The organism is Rhodopirellula islandica (assembly GCF_001027925.1).
Taxonomy (GTDB): domain Bacteria; phylum Planctomycetota; class Planctomycetia; order Pirellulales; family Pirellulaceae; genus Rhodopirellula; species Rhodopirellula islandica.
The window spans coordinates 116,656-136,202 of the sequence record NZ_LECT01000026.1 but is presented as its reverse complement, the minus strand read 5'-3'; the positions used below and the strand labels follow the sequence as shown (position 1 = coordinate 136,202).

Sequence of the window (19,547 nt, the reverse complement as noted above, 5' to 3'; positions counted from 1 at the left end):
AAGCCTATGACACACCTGTTTTCGTTCCCTCGAGTCCAACCTTTAAAGCACTAGCGTTTTGTTCCTTTATCCCGCCCTGTCGATTGGTTTCGCGTTTGTCGCGGTGCCGCTCTTGGTTCACCTGATCAACTTGCTTCGGCATCGCCGAACCAAGTGGGCGGCGATGGATTTCTTGCTGGCCAGTTACCGCAAGCAGCGCCGTTGGATTGTCTTGCGTCAGTTGTTGCTGTTGCTTTCGCGGTTGGCGGTGGCGGCATTGTTGATTGCGTTGCTGGCCGGGTTGGTGGGCGGACGTCAATGGATTGGTGCGCTCGGTGGTCAGACGACGCACCATGTGATCGTGTTGGATGACAGCTATTCGATGCAGCAAATCGTTTCTCGCCGGGGGACAGCGGATGAAGTCGCGGACGCGGAGGCAAACGGGTTGGTGGGCAACACCGCCTATGACCGGGCGCTGGCGTCGGTGGCCGGGTTGGTGAAGCGATTGGCAGCGGACGGCGACAGCCACACGCTCACGGTGATGCGAGCCAGTCGAGCCGCGATGGTTGCGGCCGGTGAAAACGCCTCGGCGGACGTCGCCGCGGATTTGTCCGCTCAAACGATTTCCCCCGATGGGCGGCAAGTCGAACGTTTGATGGCGACTCGGGCCTCGTCGCTGCGGACGGATTTGGTGTCGGCGATCGATTTGGCATCGGACCTGATTGCTGCTACCACCGCGGACTCTCAAACCTTGTATGTCGTCAGCGATTTCACTCAGCGTGATTGGGCGGCACCACGGCGGATGGCAGAGGCATTGGAGTCGGTCGACCAAGCCGGCGCAAAGATTCAGATGATCGATTGCGTGCCCAATCAAGCCAGCAACACCACTCGCAATCTCGCCATCACCGATCTGACTCCCACGCCCGATGTTTGGGTCGCAGGCGTTCCGGTTGTCGTCAATGTCACGGTCAAAAACTACTCGCCGCGAGAGGCAACCAACGTGGCTCTGTCCGCCAGCGTGATCACGTACGGTGACCAGGTCAAAACCGCGGACCCGACGCTCACGGTCAGTGGCGAAGTTCAGAACCTGCCAGTGATTTTGATTGACTCGATTCCCGGCGGGCAGCAACTGACGAAGTCGTTTCAGATCTTTGTCAACAAGGTCGGCACACACGTCGTTCAGGTCGATTTGCCAGCGGATGCGTTGGAGATTGACAACTCACGAGTTTGCACAATCCCGCTGGCCGATGCCCAGCGTGTGTTGGTGATCGATGGCGGCGATTCGGATGCCATTGGGGCCTATCATGTGTCCTCGGTTTTGGATCCAGGCAGTCAAGTTCGGATCGGTGCGATCCCCGAAGTGCAACCGGTCACCATGCTGAGAGATGTGACGGTCGAACAACTCTCACGCTATCGGGCGGTCTACTTGATTGATGTGCCCGAGCTTTCCAAGCGCGCGGTTGATTCGTTGAAGCAATACGTTCAAAACGGAGGCGGCTTGGCTTGGTTTTTGGGCGACGATGTCAACGCGGACAATTACAACACCTTGGTGGGTGGCAAAGCCGGTGGGTTGCTGCCGTTTGACATCGCCCCGACGGTTTCACTTGGCGATTTAGCGGATGAGTCGACCAAGTTGGTGCTCGGTAAGAACGCCGAGTTGCTGGGCCCAATCGCTTCGGCTGGGAACGGAATCTTTGGGTTGGTCAGCATTCGCCGGCAATGGGTTCCCGCTCGATCGGCCGCCGAGGAATTGAGGGAAGAGTTGTCGGGTGACGAGTCGGACACCGGTCCCATCGATGGCAGCGAAGAAATCCAATCGAATGTTCAAACATTGCTGGCTCGTGCTGATGAGACTCCGGTGGCAACGCTGCATGGGTTCGGGCGAGGCCGTGTGGTGACCGTGACGACGGGACTGGATGGCAATTGGAACAACTGGCCAGGTGACCCGACGTTTGTGGTCTTCTTGCTGCAAAGCAACGCGATGTTGTTCAGCGGGGCCGCTCCGCCCACCAGTCGCATGGTGGATTCGGTGGCTGAGGTTGCTGTGCCCAGCGAAAGCTATCTGCCGACGGTCGTGTTGCTTCCACCGGCGGACGAACCTCCGCGATTGGAAATTGAATTGGAGGCGGCTGCAAACGAATCGTCGATCACTGTCTCGCCACGTGAATTGATCGTGGCGGACCAAGCGGGCTTGGACGAATTGTTGGTTCCCGGAACGATTGAATGGCAGCGCACGGGAACGGATGGTCAAACCAGCGTCTTGCCCGTTGCTTCGGTGCTGAATGTCGGTGAATCGGATTTGACTCGCGTGACCAGTGCCGAAGTGATCCGAGACTTGCTGCCATTGGAGGTCGAGTTTCTTTCTCCGGGGGATTGGGGCGACACAGGAGTTGGCGGCGGGATGTCGACGTTTTTGTTGGTGTTGTTGGCTCTGTTGATGTTGATGCTGGCGATCGAGCAAGCTCTGGCGGCGTGGGCGTCGTACCACGTTCGTCCGACCGGTGATGGAGGCAGCGGAAGCCGCCAACGTCGTGGCGTGAGAACCAGTCCCGCGTCGGAGATGCCGCGTCCGGCACCACGCGGTCGATCTCGGAAACGAACCGTTGGTGCGTCCAGTCATGGTGACGATGATTCCGGTGGAACAGCGTCCAGTGCGAATTCATCCACGGCGGGAGCATCGCGATGAGTCCTTCAGAACAAGTCGTTTACGAATTCGCGAGAGCGTCACGCTTAGACGGATGGTGGGTTTGGGCTGCCGTGGTCTTGGGGTTGGCCGTGGCCTATTCCGCTTGTGTTCACTATTACAAACGCGATGTCGGCGAGCTTCGGCGTCCGGTGCGATGGACGTTGATCGGGCTGCGCTTGGTCGCGGTCACGGCGCTCGTGTTTTTGTTCTTTGACTTGGTTCGGCGGACGGAACGTCGGGTGACTCGCCCGAGTGAAGTCATTGTGATGGTCGATACCAGCCAAAGCATGTCGCTGCCTTCGGGCGATTCCATCGCAGCCCCCTCTCGCGTCGAACGGGCGCGTGAGTTGGTGGCCGATTCGGAGTTGGTGGAATCGTTTGCGGAAGAGCATCGAACCAGCGTTTACGTGTTTGACCAAGCGACCGAGCCTCGTTTGGTGCAAACGAAATTCGATCAAGAAATCACCGCGAACGACGAGCAATCGGCGATTGAGGATGCGTTGGTGGAACCGGTCAGTCCCTTTGTTTTGTTTGGCGGGTTTTGCTTGGCCGTCTTCGCGGTCGCGTCGCTGGTCGCTTTCGCGATGGGAGTGCTGGGGATCGGCAACGCGAAATCGGGTGCCCGGCGGAGAACCAGTGCCGTGGGGGCGGAGACTCCTGGTTCGGCTTCTGCGATTGGGTGGTCGCTGTTGGTCGCGGCGATCACGTTGGTCGTGGGGATCGTTTCCGTCGGCGGCGTTTACACAGTGCACACCGATCGCTCCTTGGCCCAGCTGATTGGTTGGGAACAGCGATCCGGATCGGATGAATCAGAAGCTGAGGCAGATGCTGAGTCGGATGATGCTGAGTCGGATGATGCTGGCTCGGATGATGCTGGCTCGGAAGATGCTGGCTCGGAAGATGCTGGCTCGGAAGATGCTGGCTCGGAAGATGCTGGCTCGGAAGATGCTGGCGATCAGTTGGACGGCGATCCTGAATCACCCACGATGAAAGCCGTCGATTGGGACGAGGTCATCGTGGCGGGCGGGGCTCAGAGCCGGATTGGAGACGCCTTGCGATCAGTTCTCGTGGATCACGACCCGACCACCTTGGCCGGAGTGATTGTGATCACCGACGGCCAGAACAATGGCGGGGCTTCGTTGTCATCGGCGTTGGCATTGGCTCGTCGCGGCGAGGTGGCTGTCTACCCGGTCGGCTTGGGCAGCAGCCAGCCGCCCACCAACATTCGCGTGGTTGATTTGGAAGTCCCACGTCGTGTGTATCCTGGCGACAAGTTTGTTGTCGCGTCCGTGTTGCAGGCCACTGGGACCGCTCCGTTGGAAGTCGACGTGGAATTGGTGGACGCACTCGATACCGGCGAAGGGAGCTCCGTCAGCGAGCCTGGATCGGCGGATGCAGTGACCAGTTTGCCTGGCGGCGTGGTGTTGGAAACCCAGCGAGTCAAGCTGGAACCCGACGCGACGCTCACGGACATTCGCTTTGAGATCGAACCACAAACGGTTGGTCGTCGGCGGCTGGCCGTTCGTGTCGTCGCTCCCGCGGAAGATCGCAACGCAAACGACAACATGCAAACGGCTCGCTATGAAGTGGTTGCTCGCAAGTTGCGAGTGTTGGCCATTGCGGGTGGTCCGACCCGCGAATATCGCTTCGTTCGCAACCTGTTGTTCCGCGACGAGTCCGTGCAACTTGATGTGTGGTTGCAAACTGGCGTTCAAGGCATGAGCCAAGACGCGGATGAGTTGCTGGCCCGATTCCCGGAAACCGCAGAAGAGTTGTTCGAGTACGACGCCGTGGTGATGTTCGATCCGGATTGGTCGGCAATTGATTCCGCGTCGCTCGAATTGATGGACCGCTTCATGACGCAGCAGGCCGGCGGTTTGGTCTTGGTGGCGGGGCCGGTTTTTCATCCCAAGATTTCTGGGGACCGATCGGACCCGCGTTCCAACCAAATCGGTGCCTTCTTCCCTGTGAATTTGGCCACCCGAGGCCCGTTGCTGGGTGGTGGTCGCCAAGGCGGTTCCGAAGCATGGCCATTGAAGTTCACGCCAGAGTCCTCGCAAGCGGAATTTTTGTGGGTGGCAGATTCGCCCGAAGAAAGCTTTGAAATCTGGAATGACTTTGGTGGCTTCTACGACTATGTCGGAGTCAAAAGTGCAAAGCCTGGTGCGAAGGTCTACGCCTACTTCTCGGATCCGACCACGGAAGTCAGCGGCAGTTTGCCGATCTTCATGGCCAGTCAGTTTTATGGTGCCGGTCGAGTCTTCTTCCAAGGCAGTGGCGAAGTGTGGCGGTTGCGTGCGGCCGGTGATCGATACTTTGACAGCTACTACACCAAACTGATTCGTTGGGTCAGCGAAGGTCGGCTTCTGCGAGACAGCAATCGCGGCGTGTTGTTGGTCGACTCAGATCGAGCCATGGTGGGGCAGAACATCACGCTTCGAGCCGTGTTGGTGGACGATCAATTTCAGCCGCTGACGGAACCATCGGTGACCGCGAAATTGTTGGCTCCCGACGGAAAGATCAAGGACCTCAAGCTGACTCCTGCGGCGGATTCGCCTCGCGGTGGCACCTACACCGGCAACTTTGTCGCGACCAAAAGTGGTGGCTACGAGATTCAGTTGGCTGTGGGCGACGCTTTGGATGAACAACTGCTTCGCCAGAGTGTGCAGGTGCGGTTGCCGACCAGCGAACTGGAACGACCGCGACGAGCCGACGATGAATTGATGAACTTAGCGTCGGCGACACGTGGGGAATACGTTCCGGTGGATGAGTCAACGTCAATGAGCGATGTCAAAGCGACGTTGTCCGAGGCCATCGTGCCGCAATCGCAAGTCACCTTGTTGGCCGGCACCCCCGATTCCGCGTTCACGCTGCGTCGCAACGCGGTGTTGATGTGGTTGATCGCATCGGTGTTGACCTTCGAATGGGTGACACGCAGGTTGCATCGCTTGGCTTGACGTTTGTTGGGTCAGCCAGAGTCGAACCGTTGTCCCCGACTGTTTGCGTGCCGGCGTGGGATCGTCGAGCGGCTTGACGCGATCGCGGGGCGTTTGACGCAGAGACGGTGAGTCGCGGAGGCGCAGAGGAGTTTGTCGTCTTGGTTCCAAGCTGGATTTTGGCGGAGCCAGAGTAGAACAGTTGTCCCCAACTGTTTGCGTGCTGGCGTTGAATCGTCGAGCGGCTTGATGCGATCGCGGGGGACGTTTGACGCAGAGGCGGTGAGTCGCGGAGACGCAGAGGAGTTTGTCGTCTTGGTTCCAAGTTGGACTTTGGCTGATCCAGAGTAGAACAGTTGTCCTCAACTGTTTGCGTGCCGGCGTGGAACTGTCGAGCAGCGTGACGCGATCGCGGGAAGCCTTGGACGAGGGAACGGTTCGGAGTTGGCGACTGGCCGGACGGAACAATTGAGACAATTGTTCTACACTGATTCAGAGGAGAACCGTTGTCCTCAACTGTCTGCGAGCGGGGGTGGATTCGTCGAGCGGCCTGGCTTCGTTGCGAGTGAAGTTTGACGCGGAGGTGCGGGAGACGCAGAGGGTAGCACTTGGCTCTGGGAATTCTTGCTGAAGGATTCTGGGCAGGCGGGATTTGTCAAAGCGTTGTGTTCCTCGGGGGATGCAATGTGTCATTGCGACTGGGCCTCCTTGGGGCTCCCGTTTTTCACGCGTCGCGGGCGAGACTTCGAAAAGCTATGATTGTCGGGTGAGTTTCTCTTCTCTTTGATGATCACCATGACGCAGTCGCAACGAAAAATCTTGATCACCGGTGGTGCCGGCAACGTCGGTGGCTCCTTGGCTTGCCGGTTGGCCGAGTCATCCAACAACGAAGTCGTCGTGGTCGACAACCTGGTCACGGGCGATCGATCCAAGTTGCCTCCCGCGTCGGCCACGAATGTTCGGTTCATCAAAGCCGATGTGAACCGATTGGAGGATTTGTCGCCGATCATGACGGCCACGCGTTTTGATGCGGTGTTCCACTACGCGGCGCTCGTGGGGGTTCAACGGACGCTGGCCAATCCGGTCGCGGTGTTGGAAGACATCGACGGAATCCGCAACGTTTTGTCGCTGTCCAAAAACACGGGGGTGGGACGTGTGTTTTACGCCAGCAGCAGCGAGGTGTATGGCGAACCGGTGGAGATGCCACAGCACGAGCAAACGACGCCGTTGAACTCGCGATTGCCCTACGCGATCATCAAGAACTTGGGCGAGTCGTACTTCCGGTCGTACCACCAAGAGTTCGGGTTGCCGTTCAATGTGTTTCGATTCTTCAACACGTATGGGCCCAAGCAAACCACGGACTTTGTTGTTCCGAAGTTCATTGCCGCGGCGCTCGCTGGAGAAGACATTCCGGTTTATGGCGACGGGACGCAAACGCGAACGTTTTGCTTTGTGGATGACAACCTGGACACAACCACCCGCGTGTTGGACGACCCGACTTGGGCGTGCCAAACAATCAATGTCGGGAGCGACATCGAAATGACCATCAAGTCACTGGCGGAAACGGTGATCGAAATGACGGGCAGTTCGTCCAAGGTGGTGCATTTGCCGCCGCTTCCCGAGGGTGACATGACGCGTCGCTGCCCAGACATCACCAAAATGAAAAGGATTCTTGGCCGCGAGCTCACACCGCTCCACGAGGGGCTGAGCAAATTGATTGATACCGCGACTCAACGTTCTTCTTCTCAGGTCAACAACGGGTGAATACGCCACCACCTCCCGGGGACTCGACTCCCGGGCCTCCGTCGGATGACTCGGACAACGCTCCCGGCTCCGAAGCTGGTTGGGAGTCGATGACGGAGTCGCAAACGATCGGCGGCCAGGCGGCTGCGCGTCGGTTGTCGATGGGCGCGACGATGCCGCCGGCGGAAGTGCCCGGTGTGCGTCTGCAGCGTTTTCTGGGATCGGGGGCCTTTGGACAGGTTTGGGTTGGGCGTGATATCAACACCGGTCGCGGCGTTGCGGTCAAGTTCTACTTGCACCGCGGCGGTGTGAATTGGTCGCTGTTGTCGCGGGAAGTCAAGAACTTGGTCCAGTTGTCTGCTGACCGACATGTGGTGCAGGTCCTGGAAGTTGGCTGGGACGCGGACCCGCCGTACTACGTGATGGAGTTGATCGAAGGTGGTTCGCTGGAGGACATGTTGGTCCGCCGAGGGCGATTGCCGGTGGCGGAGTCGGTTGATCTGTTTCGGAAAATCTTGATTGGGCTGAATCACTGCCACGGCAAGGGCGTGCTGCACTGCGATATCAAACCTGCGAATATTTTGTTGGCTGCTGACAACGAACCTCGCTTGGCTGACTTTGGTCAAAGCCGGATGTCGCACGACCAAACACCGGCCATGGGAACGCTGTTTTACATGGCGCCCGAACAAGCGGACTTTCAATCGTCACCGGACGCGCGATGGGATGTGTATGCGGCGGGAGCGATTTTGTATCGGATGTTGGCGGGGACGGCTCCCCACCGGGATCAGGCCTTGTTGTCTCAGTTGGATACCGCCGGATCGTTGCCAGGTCGCTTGGCTCGGTATCGCGAGGCGATTGCGCTGGCACCACCTGCCGCGGAACAGCTTTCGCGGCGGGACATCGACCGGTCGTTGAAAAAAGTCTTGCAGCAATGCTTGGACGTTGATCCGGAATCTCGGTACAGCAATGTTCAGCAGATTTTGGATGATCTGCATCACCGCGATAAAGCCCGCTCGCGGCGGCCGTTGATGTTGCTGGGGATTGTGGGGCCTTTGTTGCTGATCATGGCGACTTGTTTCTTCGGCGCTCGCAGCATTGATTTGGCGACACGAACGGCGACGAAGGAGCTTCGCACCGAAGCGTTTGGAAGCAATCAATTTGCCGCTCGATTGGCTGCCCAAACGTTGGAAACAGAAATTCAACGTTACTTTGACCTGGTGCACGAGGAGGCCCAGCGAGAAACGTTTGAAGTCTTGCTGGCCGACTTGATTGAAGGCGAAACATCCAAGCCGGTGTTGGAACGGATTGCCTCTTCGTCCAGTCCTGTGGAAGCACTGGTCCGGGAAGATGCTCTCGCGGCCCGGGATATCTTGCTGGAACATCCGGCTCAGTTGCGTTTGGATGAGTATCTGTCTGAGCGGTTGGCGCAGTACCGTCAGGCATCTGAACCGGGCAAGCCTCGCCAGCGATTGGCGACGATGTTTGTGACGGATCGTGCCGGAACGATCATGACCATTGTGTATGGCAAATCGGTTCCAAGAGAGCAGAACAGTGTGGGGCGAAACTTCGCCTACCGTACCTACTACACCGGTCGCAAGGACGATTATCCGTCAACGATCCCGATGGAATCAGTGCAGCCGCTTCGCCATGCCCACTTGAGCTCGGCGTTTCAGAGCACTGCGACGAAGATGTGGAAGGTTGCGATCAGCACGCCGCTGTGGTTAGAAGACGGGAGTGTGGTTGTCAGTGGTCGTCGAGAGACACCGGACCGAGATCCAGACGCTGTGTTCGTGGCGACCATCAATTTAGGTGACTTTCAATTGTTGCAGCGGTCAGGTTCCGGGGACAATGCGGATGCTGCCAACCCCAGCCAAGTGGCAGTGTTGGTGGAGGCCCGCGAAGGTGATCTTCGCGGGACGGTCTTGCAGCATCCCTTGATGGATCAACTGCGAGAGAAGCGGCAGTCGTTCTCGGACAAGAGTTACCAGGTCGATGGTGCGACGATGGATCGGTTGCTCGAAGGCGGGGATGTCGACTATCGCGACCCGATGGCGAAAGCCTCGGTGGGCAACGGGTTCGGGGGTGAATGGATCGCGGCGATGGAACCGGTCACTCTGCCTCGGCCGACCCACGCTGCACCGCCCGCGGACGCGACACGTGAACGCGGCAGACCGCTTGGCATCGATGGGCGTCCGCTGCCAGGTTCCGAGGGGCAAACCGATTTGCTGGTGCTGGTTCAGTATCGATTGTCTGAAGTACTAGGGCCGGTGTCCGAGTTGCGTCGGTCGTTGCTGTTCGAAGGAGCGTTTGCGATCGCATCGATCTTGGGAATGACCTTGTTCTTGTGGTGGGTCGTTCGCCGTGTTAGCACGCAAGACGAGCGGCGTGCCGCCAAAGAAGACGAGTCGCCTGCACCGCAACAAGAACGGATCGAGACGATGACGTTGGGGTAAGGGAACGCGTTCTGAAAAAACGGTTTGGGCGGAGGAGTCTTGGCGTCAGAGTCGAACAGTTGTCCCCAACTGTTTGCGTGCCGGTTTGAAGTTGTCGAGCCGTTTGGCGCGGTCGCGAGTGGCATTGGACGCAGAGGCGGTGAGTCGCTGAGACGCAGAGGGTCTCTCGATTTGCTGAATTCGTTCGCAGAAATCAGAAGCAAATGCCTCTTGTGAAAAAGGTCGTTGTGCTCGAGCATCGCCATGCGTCTTGGCGATCGATGTCGCCGGCCTGGTCCGCATCTTCAGAGTCGAACAGTTGTCCCCAACTGTTTGCGTGCCGGTTTGAAGCTGTTGAGCCGTGTGGCGCGGTCGCGAGTGGAATTGGACGCAGAGGCGGTGAGTCGCTGAGACGCAGAGGGTCTCTCGATTTGCTGAATTCGTTCGCAAGGACCGGAAGCAAATGCCTCTTGTTAAGAGGTCGTTGTGCTCGCGCATCGCCTTGCGTCTTGGCGATCGATGTCGCCGGCCTGGTCTGCATCTTCAGAGTAGAACAGTTGTCCCCAACTGTTTGCGTGCCGGTCTGAAGCTGTCGAGCCGTGTGGCGCGGTCGCGAGCGGAATTGGACTCAGAGGCGGTGAGTCGCTGAGACGCAGAGGGTCTCTCGATTTGCTGAATTCGTTCGCAAGGATCGGAAGCAAATGCCTCTTGTTAAAAAGGTCGTTGTGCTCGCGCATCGCCATGCATCTTGGCGATCGATGTCGCCGGCCTGGTCTGCATCTTCAGAGTAGAACAGTTGTCCCCAACTGTTTGCGTGCCGGTCTGAAGTTGTCGAGCCGTTTGGCGCGGTCGCGAGCGGCATTGGACGCAGAGGCGGTGAGTCGCTGAGACGCAGAGGGTCTCTCGATTTGCTGAACTCGTTCGCAAGGACCGGAAGCAAATGGCTCTTGCTAAATAGGTCGTTGTGCTCGCGCATCGCCTTGCGTCTTGGCGATCGATGTCGCCGGCCTGGTCTGCATCTTCAGAGTCAAACAGTTGTCCCCAACTGTTTGCGTGCCGGTCTGAAGCTGTCGAGCCGTGTGGCGCGGTCGCGATTGAAATTGGACGCAGAGACGGGGAGTCGCGGAGCAGTTTGTTGGTTCGATCCCAGGTGAAAGCTGGGATCGCATCTCATGCTGTCAATTCACAGCGTTGGCAGGTTACAATGGTGCCCCATTCATAAGCCTTTTTGGCTTGCCCTGAGTCGACGCCTTTGACACGTTGCTGATGAAAGCCAGTCCATCCGAATCCGCCGCGAAAACGAGTCCTGATTCCGGCGTGGATCGATCGAGCGATGCCTCTGGCGAAGAAGCCAGGCAGGATCGCGGGCTGGCGACGATCCTACGCGTCGCAGCGTTTTTGTGTTTTGCCGGTTGGACGTGGGGGCACTACTACTGGGAAGGACCCTACGGCGTGCTGCTCTGGCAGGATGCGACCTACCGCTTTGCCGAATGGTTGGGGGTCAGTTGGGATGAATTCGTGGGGACGGGAGCCGACGACGGTTGGCTGCAAATCTGGCTCTCCCGGATCACTTGGTTGTACCTTGGATGCGCCGTGCTCACGCTGACCGTTCGGCGGAGGTCCACGTTTCAAATGGCCGCCTTGATCGGCGGCAGCGGTCTGTTGGCCGTGCTGAGCTATGCGAAATACGTCGGTGCTCAGCGGCAATTTCCGATGTTTCTGGAACACGGCGGTCAGATGCTCGCGCCGATTTTGTTGGTGTTGGCGTTGAAATTGGGTGCCCGTCACCGTGTCACCGTGGTCACCGCGATGGTCGCGTTGGTCGCAACGTTTGCTGGGCACGGCTGCTACGCGATTGGATGGTGGCCGACTCCGCCGTTCTTTTACGGCATGATTTCGGTTTCGTTAGGAGTTGAGTACGAAACCGCCAGGGGTTTGTTGCGAACCTTTGGTGTGCTGGATTTCGCCGTGTGTGCGGCGATTTTTGTGCCTCCGCTGCGGCGGTGGGCGGCAGGTTATGCCACCCTTTGGGGGTTTCTCACCTCGGCGGCCCGTCCCGTCGCTGGGATGTCGATGAGCCTAAACTATTGGGGAGCGGACCAATTTCTGCACGAAGCCGTGTTGCGGGCCCCTCATTTTCTGATTCCTCTGTACTTGGTCGTTCTGTGGCATCGGCGAGAATCGTCGGTGCCAGCCAAAGCGACGGAAGCTGCGAAGCAACCCGCCGCGTCGTCCGCTGAAAACGCGGCGCTCGCGATCGAACTCACCTCATGAAAAACAACTTGTTGCCCCTTTAGGAAACGTCATGAAGTCATTGAACCGTCTGGCACTCTGTTGCCTGGCACTGCTGGTCACCGCCGATTCCGTCTTTGCGCAAGCAGGAAATCGGGCTCGGCGACGAGCGGACCTGAGTATCCCCGACGTCGCGAAGAAAGACGTCATCTGTTTTGCGCTGTACACGGTTCATGACAAAACCTTGAAACTGACAGCGCAGCTGTACCCGCTCGATGCCAGCGATCCCAAGGTCGTCCGCTTAGAAATTGAAAAGGACGGTCAGTGGACCGAGGTCGCCAAGGCGAACGTGATCGAAGCCGGTTGGACAGCGCCCTTCCGTGTCGAAAACTGGGACGACACTCAAAACTTCAAGTACCGCGTCGCGCACGGTGCGGAAGCGTTCTACGAAGGCACGATTCGAAAGAACCCGGTCGACAAAGAAGAGATTGTCGTCGCGGGATTCACCGGCAACTCGATCCAACCCGCTCACGGCGGTGACATTTCGCGTCAGGACTTGATTGACAACGTCAACAAAGTCGACGCCGACGTGTTGTTCTTTTCCGGTGACCAGGTTTACGACCACAATCGCCACTACGCGGCGTGGTTGAAATTCGGTCGCGATTTTGGTGACATCATCAAAGATCGTCCCACGGTGTGCTTGCCCGATGACCACGATGTGGGCCAGCCCAATTTGTGGGGCGAAAGTGGAAAGATCTCGACTCTCAGCGGCGCTTCCGATGGCGGTTACTTGCAACCCGGTGTTTACGTGCAAGAAGTCGAGCGGGCGCAAACCAGCCACCTGCCCGATCCCGTCGACCCGCACAAAATTGGCCAGGGCATTGGCGTTTACTTCACCAACCTGAATTGGGGTAACATCGATTTCGCGATTCTCGAAGATCGCAAATTCAAAACCGGACCCGCTGGACGCGTGCCAAAGCAGGGGCCTCGTCCCGACCACATCCGCAACCCGGACTACGACCCAGCCAGCGTTGATGTGGAGGGAGCGATCTTGATGGGCGAGCGACAATTGGACTTCATCGAAAACTGGGCCGCCGATTGGACCGACGCGGACATGAAGGTCGCTTTGTCACAGACGATTTTCTGCGGCGGGGCACACATTCACGGCGCCGCCAACGGTCGTTTGCACGCGGACATGGATTCCAACGGTTGGCCTCAAACGGGCCGCAATCGGGCGCTTGCCGAACTTCGCAGGGCGTTCGCGTTTCACTACGCCGGCGACCAGCACTTGGCGACCATCTTTCACCACGGCATCGACGAGTACCGCGATTCAATTTGGTCGTTCTGTGTGCCTTCGATTGCCAACTTGTATCTGCGTTGGTGGGAACCGCTCGAGCCGGGCAAAAACCGCGAGCCTGGTGCCCCCGAATACACTGGCGATTCGCTGGATGGATTTGCCAACAAGGTCACCAACTACGCCGCCGCCAATCCCGCCAAGAAGCCCGCTGGCAATCTGCTGAACACGCGGGCGGCTGGTTTCGGCATCGTTCGTTTCAATACGAAAACCCGCGACATCACCATGGAATGCTGGCCACGAAACGTGGATGTGACCGATCCGTCGGCCAAGCAATATCCTGGTTGGCCGCTGACGATTTCGCAGTTTGACAACTACAACCCACCATCGTGGGGCAAGCTCGGCGAGATCACGTTTGACGTCGAAAATCCAGTGGTTCAGTTGGTGGATGCCAGCACAGACGAAGTGTTGTACACCGTCCGTGTGGCGGGGAATTCGTTCGAACCGGGGGCCCCGAAAGGCAAGGCGTTCCACGTCAAAGCTGGCAAGGATGCACCGGAAGCCATCGTCGTGAAAGACGCGAAGGTGGGCAGCGAGCCTGTGACGGTGAAGCTCGATTGAGCGTCTTCCCCAAGGTGTTCGTTTGCGAAGCAGAGTCGAACAGTTGTCCTCAGCTGTTTGCGTGTCGGCGTGGGATCGTCGAGCAGCGCGACGCGATCGCGAGAGAAATTTGACGCAGAGGCGGTGAGTCGCGGAGGCGCAGAGGAGTTTCTTGTCTTGGGTTCCAAGCTCGACTTTGGCTGATTCAGAGTAGAACAGTTGTCCCCAACTGTTTGCGTGCCGGGGTGGGATCGTCGAGACGCCTGACGCGATCGCGGGAAACCTTGGACGAGAGAATGGTTCGGAGTTGGAAACTGGCCCGACGGAACAATTGAGACAATTGTTCTACACTGATTCAGAGTAGAACAGTTGTCCCCAACTGTTTGCGTGCTGGGGTGGGATCGTCGAGACGCCTGACGCGATCGCGGGAAACCTTGGACGAGAGAATGGCTCTGAGTTGGGGACTGGACCGACGGAACCATTGCGATGATTGTTCGACTCTGGCCCAGGCCGGAATGGTGGGTCGCAAACAGCCCAAAAACACTCCCTCTCAACGATCGATTTCATCCGCACATCCGGCTTCTTTTGCATGGGCGGACTTCATTGACCAAGGTGGACAATATCCCGGCACGAACGACCGTCATCTGCCGTTGTCAATCTTCTAGCGCTATGCAATAGTGTCCACTTGCTTGGCCCGCGACAATTTTTTCGGCTTTTTTCGATCGAAAAACAACGCGGGCTTTGGCTCGAACCGACTTTGTTACAAATTTCACAAAGTGCCCATTCATGGCAATGACTCAAAGCGTGACCCGGATCAAGAAGGGGCTCGATCTGCCCATCACGGGATGCCCCGAACAGCACATGGAAGCCGGTCCGGCGATCCGTCAAGTGGCTTTGTTGGGCGATGATTACATCGGAATGAAGCCCACGATGTTGGTGGCCGCGGGCGACCGAGTTGTCTTGGGCCAGCCGGTATTTGAAGACAAGAAAACCCCGGGCGTGATCTACACCGCCCCCGCCTCGGGCACCGTGGCCGACGTCGTTCGCGGCGCGAAACGAAAGTTCGAAGCGATTGTCATCGACGTCGATTTGGATTCGACCGAATCGACCACGGTCGCAGGCATCGCAGGCTCGGATCCCGTCTCGATTGCGCGCGAAAAACTGGTCGATGGCTTGGTCCAAATCGGGCTGTGGTCGTCCCTTCGCACTCGCCCGTTCGGCAAGGTGCCGGCGATTGATTCGGCACCCCATTCGATTTTTGTCACTGCGATCGACACCAATCCCTTGGCGGCGGACCCCGCCGTGGTGTTGGCGGATCGCAAGGACCAGTTCGTGATTGGTTTGCAGGCGCTGACGCGTCTGACCGATGGTCCCGTGCATCTTTGCCAAGCCGAAAAGGCATCGATTCCTGGCGGCGACGTCGCGGGAGTCCAGTCATCGGCGTTCTCGGGACCTCACCCCGCTGGATTGGCCGGAACTCACATTCATTATTTGGATCCCGTCAGCCTCAACAAAACAGTTTGGTACATCGGTTACCAAGACGTGATCGCGATCGGTTCATTCCTGCAGACCGGTCAACTGGACACTCGCCGAGTGATCTCGTTGGCAGGCCCGAAGGTCAACCAGCCACGATTGATCGAAACCCGCTTGGGCGCCTGCATCGACGAATTGGTCGAGGGTGAAGTCGACACCTCCGTCAAACTGCGGGTCATCTCGGGTTCGGTACTCAACGGGCACATTGCGGCGGCACCGCATCAGTTCCTGGGACGCTACGACAATCAAGTGTCGGTGATCGAAGAAGGGGACCACCGCGAATTCATGGGCTGGCAGAAACCAGGCTTTGACAAGTTCTCGGTCACCCGCGTGTTTGCCTCGGCATTGACCCCGGACCGCAAATTTGACTTCACGTCGTCGACCGGCGGCAGCGAACGAGCGATGGTTCCATTGGGCACCTACGAAAAGGTGATGCCGATGGACATCTTGGCAACACAATTGTTGCGAGCGTTGATCGTTCGTGACACCGATTCGGCTCAGCAGCTCGGCGTGCTGGAGCTGGAAGAAGAAGACTTGGCCCTGTGCACGTTCGTGTGCCCCGGTAAATACGAATATGGATCCTTGATCCGAGAAAACCTGACAACCATTGAGCGTGAAGGTTAAGGAATATGAAAGCATTACGTGACGCATTTGACAGCGTCCACCCGTTCTTTGCCAAAGGCGGACTGCTCGAGAAAGCGTACCCAATGTACGAAGCTCTCGACACGTTCTTGTTCACGCCAGGCGAGACGGCTCACGGACGCACGCACGTGCGCGACAACATTGACCTGAAACGCATGATGATCACGGTCGTCTTCGCGTTGATTCCGGTCACGTTGTTCGGCATGTGGAACACTGGGTATCAAGCCAACTCGGCCATCCAAAAGATGACCGATGCCAACGTGGCAGTCGATTACGACTGGCACCACACCGTTCACACCGCCATCGGGCTCGGACACGATCCAGCCAACCACGTCGACAACTTCATTTATGGGGCGATCTTCTTCATCCCCATTTACGCGGTTTGTATGTTCGTGGGGGGACATGTCGAATTGGTCTTCAGTGTCCTACGGGGGCACGAGATCAATGAAGGCTTCCTGGTCACTGGATTGCTGTTTCCGCTCACCCTGCCCGCTTCGATTCCGCTCTGGCAGGTCGCCGTGGGGATCGCATTCGGGGTGATTGTCGCCAAAGAAGTCTTTGGCGGCACGGGACGCAACTTCCTCAACGTGGCGCTGACTTCGCGAGCGTTCCTGTACTTCGCTTACGCTGGTCAAATCAGCGGTGACAAAGTCTGGACCGCAGTCGATGGCTTCTCCGGTGCAACCGCACTGGGACAAATGGCCAACGCCAGCGAAGACGCGGTTGGTTCGCTGAGTGCCGTTCAATACGTTTGGGGCACCGAGGAACCGATCACCTGGATGAGTGCTTTCATCGGCACGATTCAAGGGTGTGTCGGCGAGACCAGTGCTCTGCTGTGCTTGGTCGGTGCTTTGATTCTGATCGCTTCGGGCATCGGATCATGGAAAATCATGGCCGGCGTGATCGCTGGTGTGACCGCCACCGCCTTGTTGCTCAACTTTGCTGGCAGTGAAACGAACGCCATGTTCGCTGTGCCGTTTTACTGGCACCTCGTCATCGGCGGCCTCGCCTTTGGTTTGGTGTTCATGGCGACCGACCCGGTCAGTGCCTCGATGACCGAGACCGGCAAATGGGTTTACGGAATCCTGATTGGGTTCATGACCGTGCTGATTCGCGTCGTCAACCCTGCTTTCCCTGAAGGCATCATGCTGGCGATCTTGTTCGGCAACGTGTTCGCACCGTTGATCGATTGGGGCGTCGTCCAACTCAACATCCGCCGGAGGGCCGCACGCTATGTCACAGCCTGATTCCACTTTGAAAACGATCGTGACCGCGACGATTTTGTGCGTGGTCTGTTCGTTCGCCGTCAGTGCCGCTGCGGTGGCACTGCGTCCACTGCAAGAAGAGAACAAGGTCCTCGACCGCCAACGCAACATCTTGGATGCGGCCGGTTTGTCGTTGGGCGAATTTGGAAAGCCAGCCGCCGAGCTGGACAAAGAGCAAATTGAAAAGCTTTGGGCCTGGGTCAGCCCCGAATTGATCGACCTTGAAACGGGTGACGTTTACACCGATCTCGAAGGCGAAAAGGCCGAGAAATACGACCCTCGCGAAGCGGCGAAGAAAGATTCCGAGAGCATCGAAATCACGGACCCGCAGTTCGACATCGGCGTCCCTCGTCGTGAAAAAGTCGCTCGCGTTTACTACGTGAAGAAACCTGGCAGCGAGAAGATCGAAATGGTCGTCTTGCCGGTCTACGGCAAAGGCCTTTGGTCAACGCTGTACGGCTACATGGCCTTGAAGAACGATCTCGAAACGATCGCTGGTTTGACTTTCTACGAGCACGCGGAGACACCTGGTTTGGGTGGCGAAGTGGACAACACGAAATGGAAAGCTCAGTGGGTCGGCAACAAACTGTATGACACCGACGGCACGCCTGCCGCTCGTGTCGCGAAGGGACCTGCCCCCGATGGCGACGATTTCGCCGTCGATGGATTGTCCGGTGCCACGATCACTTGTCGCGGTGTGACCAACCTGGTGCGTTACTGGGCGGGTTCCAACGGATACGGTCCGTTCCTCGACAAACTGAAGCAACGACTTACCGGTGACGCATCCGCGGAAGCCGATCAACCTGAATCCTCCGTCGAAAGCGGTGTCGAGCAATACGACATCGACAACGTCGGTCCCAAAGAACCGGTGGGAGAGTAAACCATGGCTGCCCCCAAAGTCGGCAAGGTCCTGTTCGGACCCGTCATCGACAACAACCCAATCGCGTTGCAGATCCTGGGCATTTGTAGTGCTCTGGCTGTGACGACCAGCATCCAGGTCTCGATCGTCATGGCACTTGCCGTGATCGCCGTGACTGGGTGTTCGAACGCGGCGGTGTCGTCCATTCGTCACTACATTCCCGGCAGCATCCGGATCATCGTGCAGATGACCGTGATTGCATCGCTGGTGATTGTCGTTGACCAAGTTCTGAAGGCGTACATGTACGAAATCAGCAAACAACTTTCAGTCTTCGTGGGCCTGATCATCACCAACTGCATCGTCATGGGACGTGCCGAAGGCTTCGCCATGAAGAACGGCGTTTGGATCAGCTTCCTGGATGGGATCGGCAACGGCCTGGGCTACGGATTGGTCCTGATCGTCGTCGCGTTCTTCCGCGAATTGTTCGGCAGCGGTTCGCTGTTGGGCTTTGAACTCTTTCAACTGGACCGCAACGGCGGCTGGTACAACCCCAACAACTTGATGCTGTTGCCGCCCAGTGCGTTCTTCATCATTGGGTTCATGATTTGGGTGATCCGCTTGAACAAACCCGAACAAATCGAAGAGGCCTAAGTCATGGTCGAACAATACCTCAGCATCTTTTTGAAGGCTGTCTTCGTCGAGAACCTTGCGCTCGCATTCTTTTTGGGAATGTGCACGTTCTTGGCGGTCAGCAAAAACGTCAAGACGGCAATCGGCTTGGGCATCGCGGTCATCGCGATTGAAACCATCACCGTTCCTGCCAACCAATTGATCTACAGTCTGTTGCTAAAGAAGGGAGCGTTGACTTGGGTCAACGATTACCTGATCAGCACGGACACCTACAACTTCGCGGAGGTCGACCTGACCTTCCTCGGGTTCATCAGCTACATCGGCGTGATCGCCGCCATGGTTCAGATCTTGGAAATGTTCCTGGATCGATTCATGCCCAGCCTTTACAACGCCCTGGGGATCTTCCTTCCCCTGATCACCGTGAACTGCGCCATCTTGGGTGCGTCGTTGTTCATGGAACAACGTGAGTACGCGTTTGGCGAATCCGTTGTCTTCGGCTTCGGCTGTGGCGTGGGTTGGGCGTTGGCGATCATGGCGCTGGCCGGAATTCGCGAAAAATTGAAGTACAGCGACGTTCCTCCGCCGCTTCGCGGTTTGGGAATCACGTTCATCACGGTTGGTTTGATGTCGTTGGCATTCATGTCCTTCAGCGGCATCCAGCTGTAACGAATTCGAACCGCCGCAACGACGTGCGTCAGTCAGATGGCTGGCAGCAG

The 19,547-nt window shown here is 57.8% G+C and carries 11 protein-coding genes; all 11 read left to right on the top strand.

Annotated elements, in window-relative coordinates:
- The first annotated feature begins 58 nt into the window (after positions 1-58).
- Complete coding sequence (locus tag RISK_RS13600) at positions 59-2,665, top strand: BatA domain-containing protein (protein ID WP_047814848.1); 2,607 nt, start codon at positions 59-61, stop codon at positions 2,663-2,665.
- The gene (locus RISK_RS13595) at positions 2,662-5,622 is read left to right on the top strand and encodes a membrane protein (protein WP_047814847.1); all 2,961 of its coding nucleotides are present in this window, start codon (positions 2,662-2,664) and stop codon (positions 5,620-5,622) included. Before RISK_RS13600 ends, RISK_RS13595 begins: the two co-directional genes overlap by 4 nt.
- Positions 5,623-6,360: 738 nt before the next feature.
- Positions 6,361-7,365 carry an NAD-dependent epimerase/dehydratase family protein gene (locus RISK_RS13590; protein ID WP_047814846.1) on the top strand — a complete coding sequence of 335 codons (1,005 nt, stop codon included), beginning with the start codon at positions 6,361-6,363 and terminating at the stop codon, positions 7,363-7,365.
- Positions 7,366-7,454: 89 nt separating this feature from the next.
- Positions 7,455-9,797: a serine/threonine-protein kinase gene (locus tag RISK_RS13585; protein WP_083434968.1), complete on the top strand. Its 2,343-nt coding sequence runs from the start codon at positions 7,455-7,457 to the stop codon at positions 9,795-9,797.
- Positions 9,798-11,042: 1,245 nt separating this feature from the next.
- On the top strand, positions 11,043-12,050 hold the full coding sequence (locus RISK_RS13570) for a hypothetical protein (protein ID WP_047814872.1): 1,008 nt from the start codon (positions 11,043-11,045) through the stop codon (positions 12,048-12,050).
- Positions 12,051-12,081: 31 nt separating this feature from the next.
- A complete protein-coding gene (locus RISK_RS13565; protein ID WP_047814842.1) occupies positions 12,082-13,923 on the top strand; it encodes a hypothetical protein in 1,842 nt (613 codons plus the stop codon).
- 765 nt (positions 13,924-14,688) lie between these two features.
- The gene (locus tag RISK_RS13555; protein WP_047814840.1) at positions 14,689-16,059 is read left to right on the top strand and encodes a Na(+)-translocating NADH-quinone reductase subunit A; all 1,371 of its coding nucleotides are present in this window, start codon (positions 14,689-14,691) and stop codon (positions 16,057-16,059) included.
- A gap of 5 nt (positions 16,060-16,064) precedes the next feature.
- Positions 16,065-17,324 carry an NADH:ubiquinone reductase (Na(+)-transporting) subunit B gene (locus RISK_RS13550; protein WP_047814839.1) on the top strand — a complete coding sequence of 420 codons (1,260 nt, stop codon included), beginning with the start codon at positions 16,065-16,067 and terminating at the stop codon, positions 17,322-17,324.
- Positions 17,311-18,222 carry a Na(+)-translocating NADH-quinone reductase subunit C gene (locus RISK_RS13545; protein ID WP_047814838.1) on the top strand — a complete coding sequence of 304 codons (912 nt, stop codon included), beginning with the start codon at positions 17,311-17,313 and terminating at the stop codon, positions 18,220-18,222. Before RISK_RS13550 ends, RISK_RS13545 begins: the two co-directional genes overlap by 14 nt.
- 3 nt (positions 18,223-18,225) lie before the next feature.
- Positions 18,226-18,852, top strand: a complete 627-nt coding sequence (locus tag RISK_RS13540) for an NADH:ubiquinone reductase (Na(+)-transporting) subunit D (RefSeq protein WP_007328967.1) — start codon at positions 18,226-18,228, stop codon at positions 18,850-18,852.
- Between the two features lie 3 nt (positions 18,853-18,855).
- Positions 18,856-19,497: an NADH:ubiquinone reductase (Na(+)-transporting) subunit E gene (gene nqrE / locus RISK_RS13535; protein WP_047814837.1), complete on the top strand. Its 642-nt coding sequence runs from the start codon at positions 18,856-18,858 to the stop codon at positions 19,495-19,497.
- Positions 19,498-19,547 lie beyond the last annotated feature (50 nt).

Coding starts and splice junctions, on each gene's coding strand:
- RISK_RS13570 (WP_047814872.1), top strand. CDS start 11,043: ATGAAAGCCAGTCCATCCGAATCCGCCGCGAAAACGAGTCCTGATTCC.
- RISK_RS13565 (WP_047814842.1), top strand. CDS start 12,082: ATGAAGTCATTGAACCGTCTGGCACTCTGTTGCCTGGCACTGCTGGTC.
- RISK_RS13540 (WP_007328967.1), top strand. CDS start 18,226: ATGGCTGCCCCCAAAGTCGGCAAGGTCCTGTTCGGACCCGTCATCGAC.
- nqrE (WP_047814837.1), top strand. CDS start 18,856: ATGGTCGAACAATACCTCAGCATCTTTTTGAAGGCTGTCTTCGTCGAG.
- RISK_RS13585 (WP_083434968.1), top strand. CDS start 7,455: ATGACGGAGTCGCAAACGATCGGCGGCCAGGCGGCTGCGCGTCGGTTG.
- RISK_RS13545 (WP_047814838.1), top strand. CDS start 17,311: ATGTCACAGCCTGATTCCACTTTGAAAACGATCGTGACCGCGACGATT.
- RISK_RS13595 (WP_047814847.1), top strand. CDS start 2,662: ATGAGTCCTTCAGAACAAGTCGTTTACGAATTCGCGAGAGCGTCACGC.
- RISK_RS13550 (WP_047814839.1), top strand. CDS start 16,065: ATGAAAGCATTACGTGACGCATTTGACAGCGTCCACCCGTTCTTTGCC.
- RISK_RS13555 (WP_047814840.1), top strand. CDS start 14,689: ATGGCAATGACTCAAAGCGTGACCCGGATCAAGAAGGGGCTCGATCTG.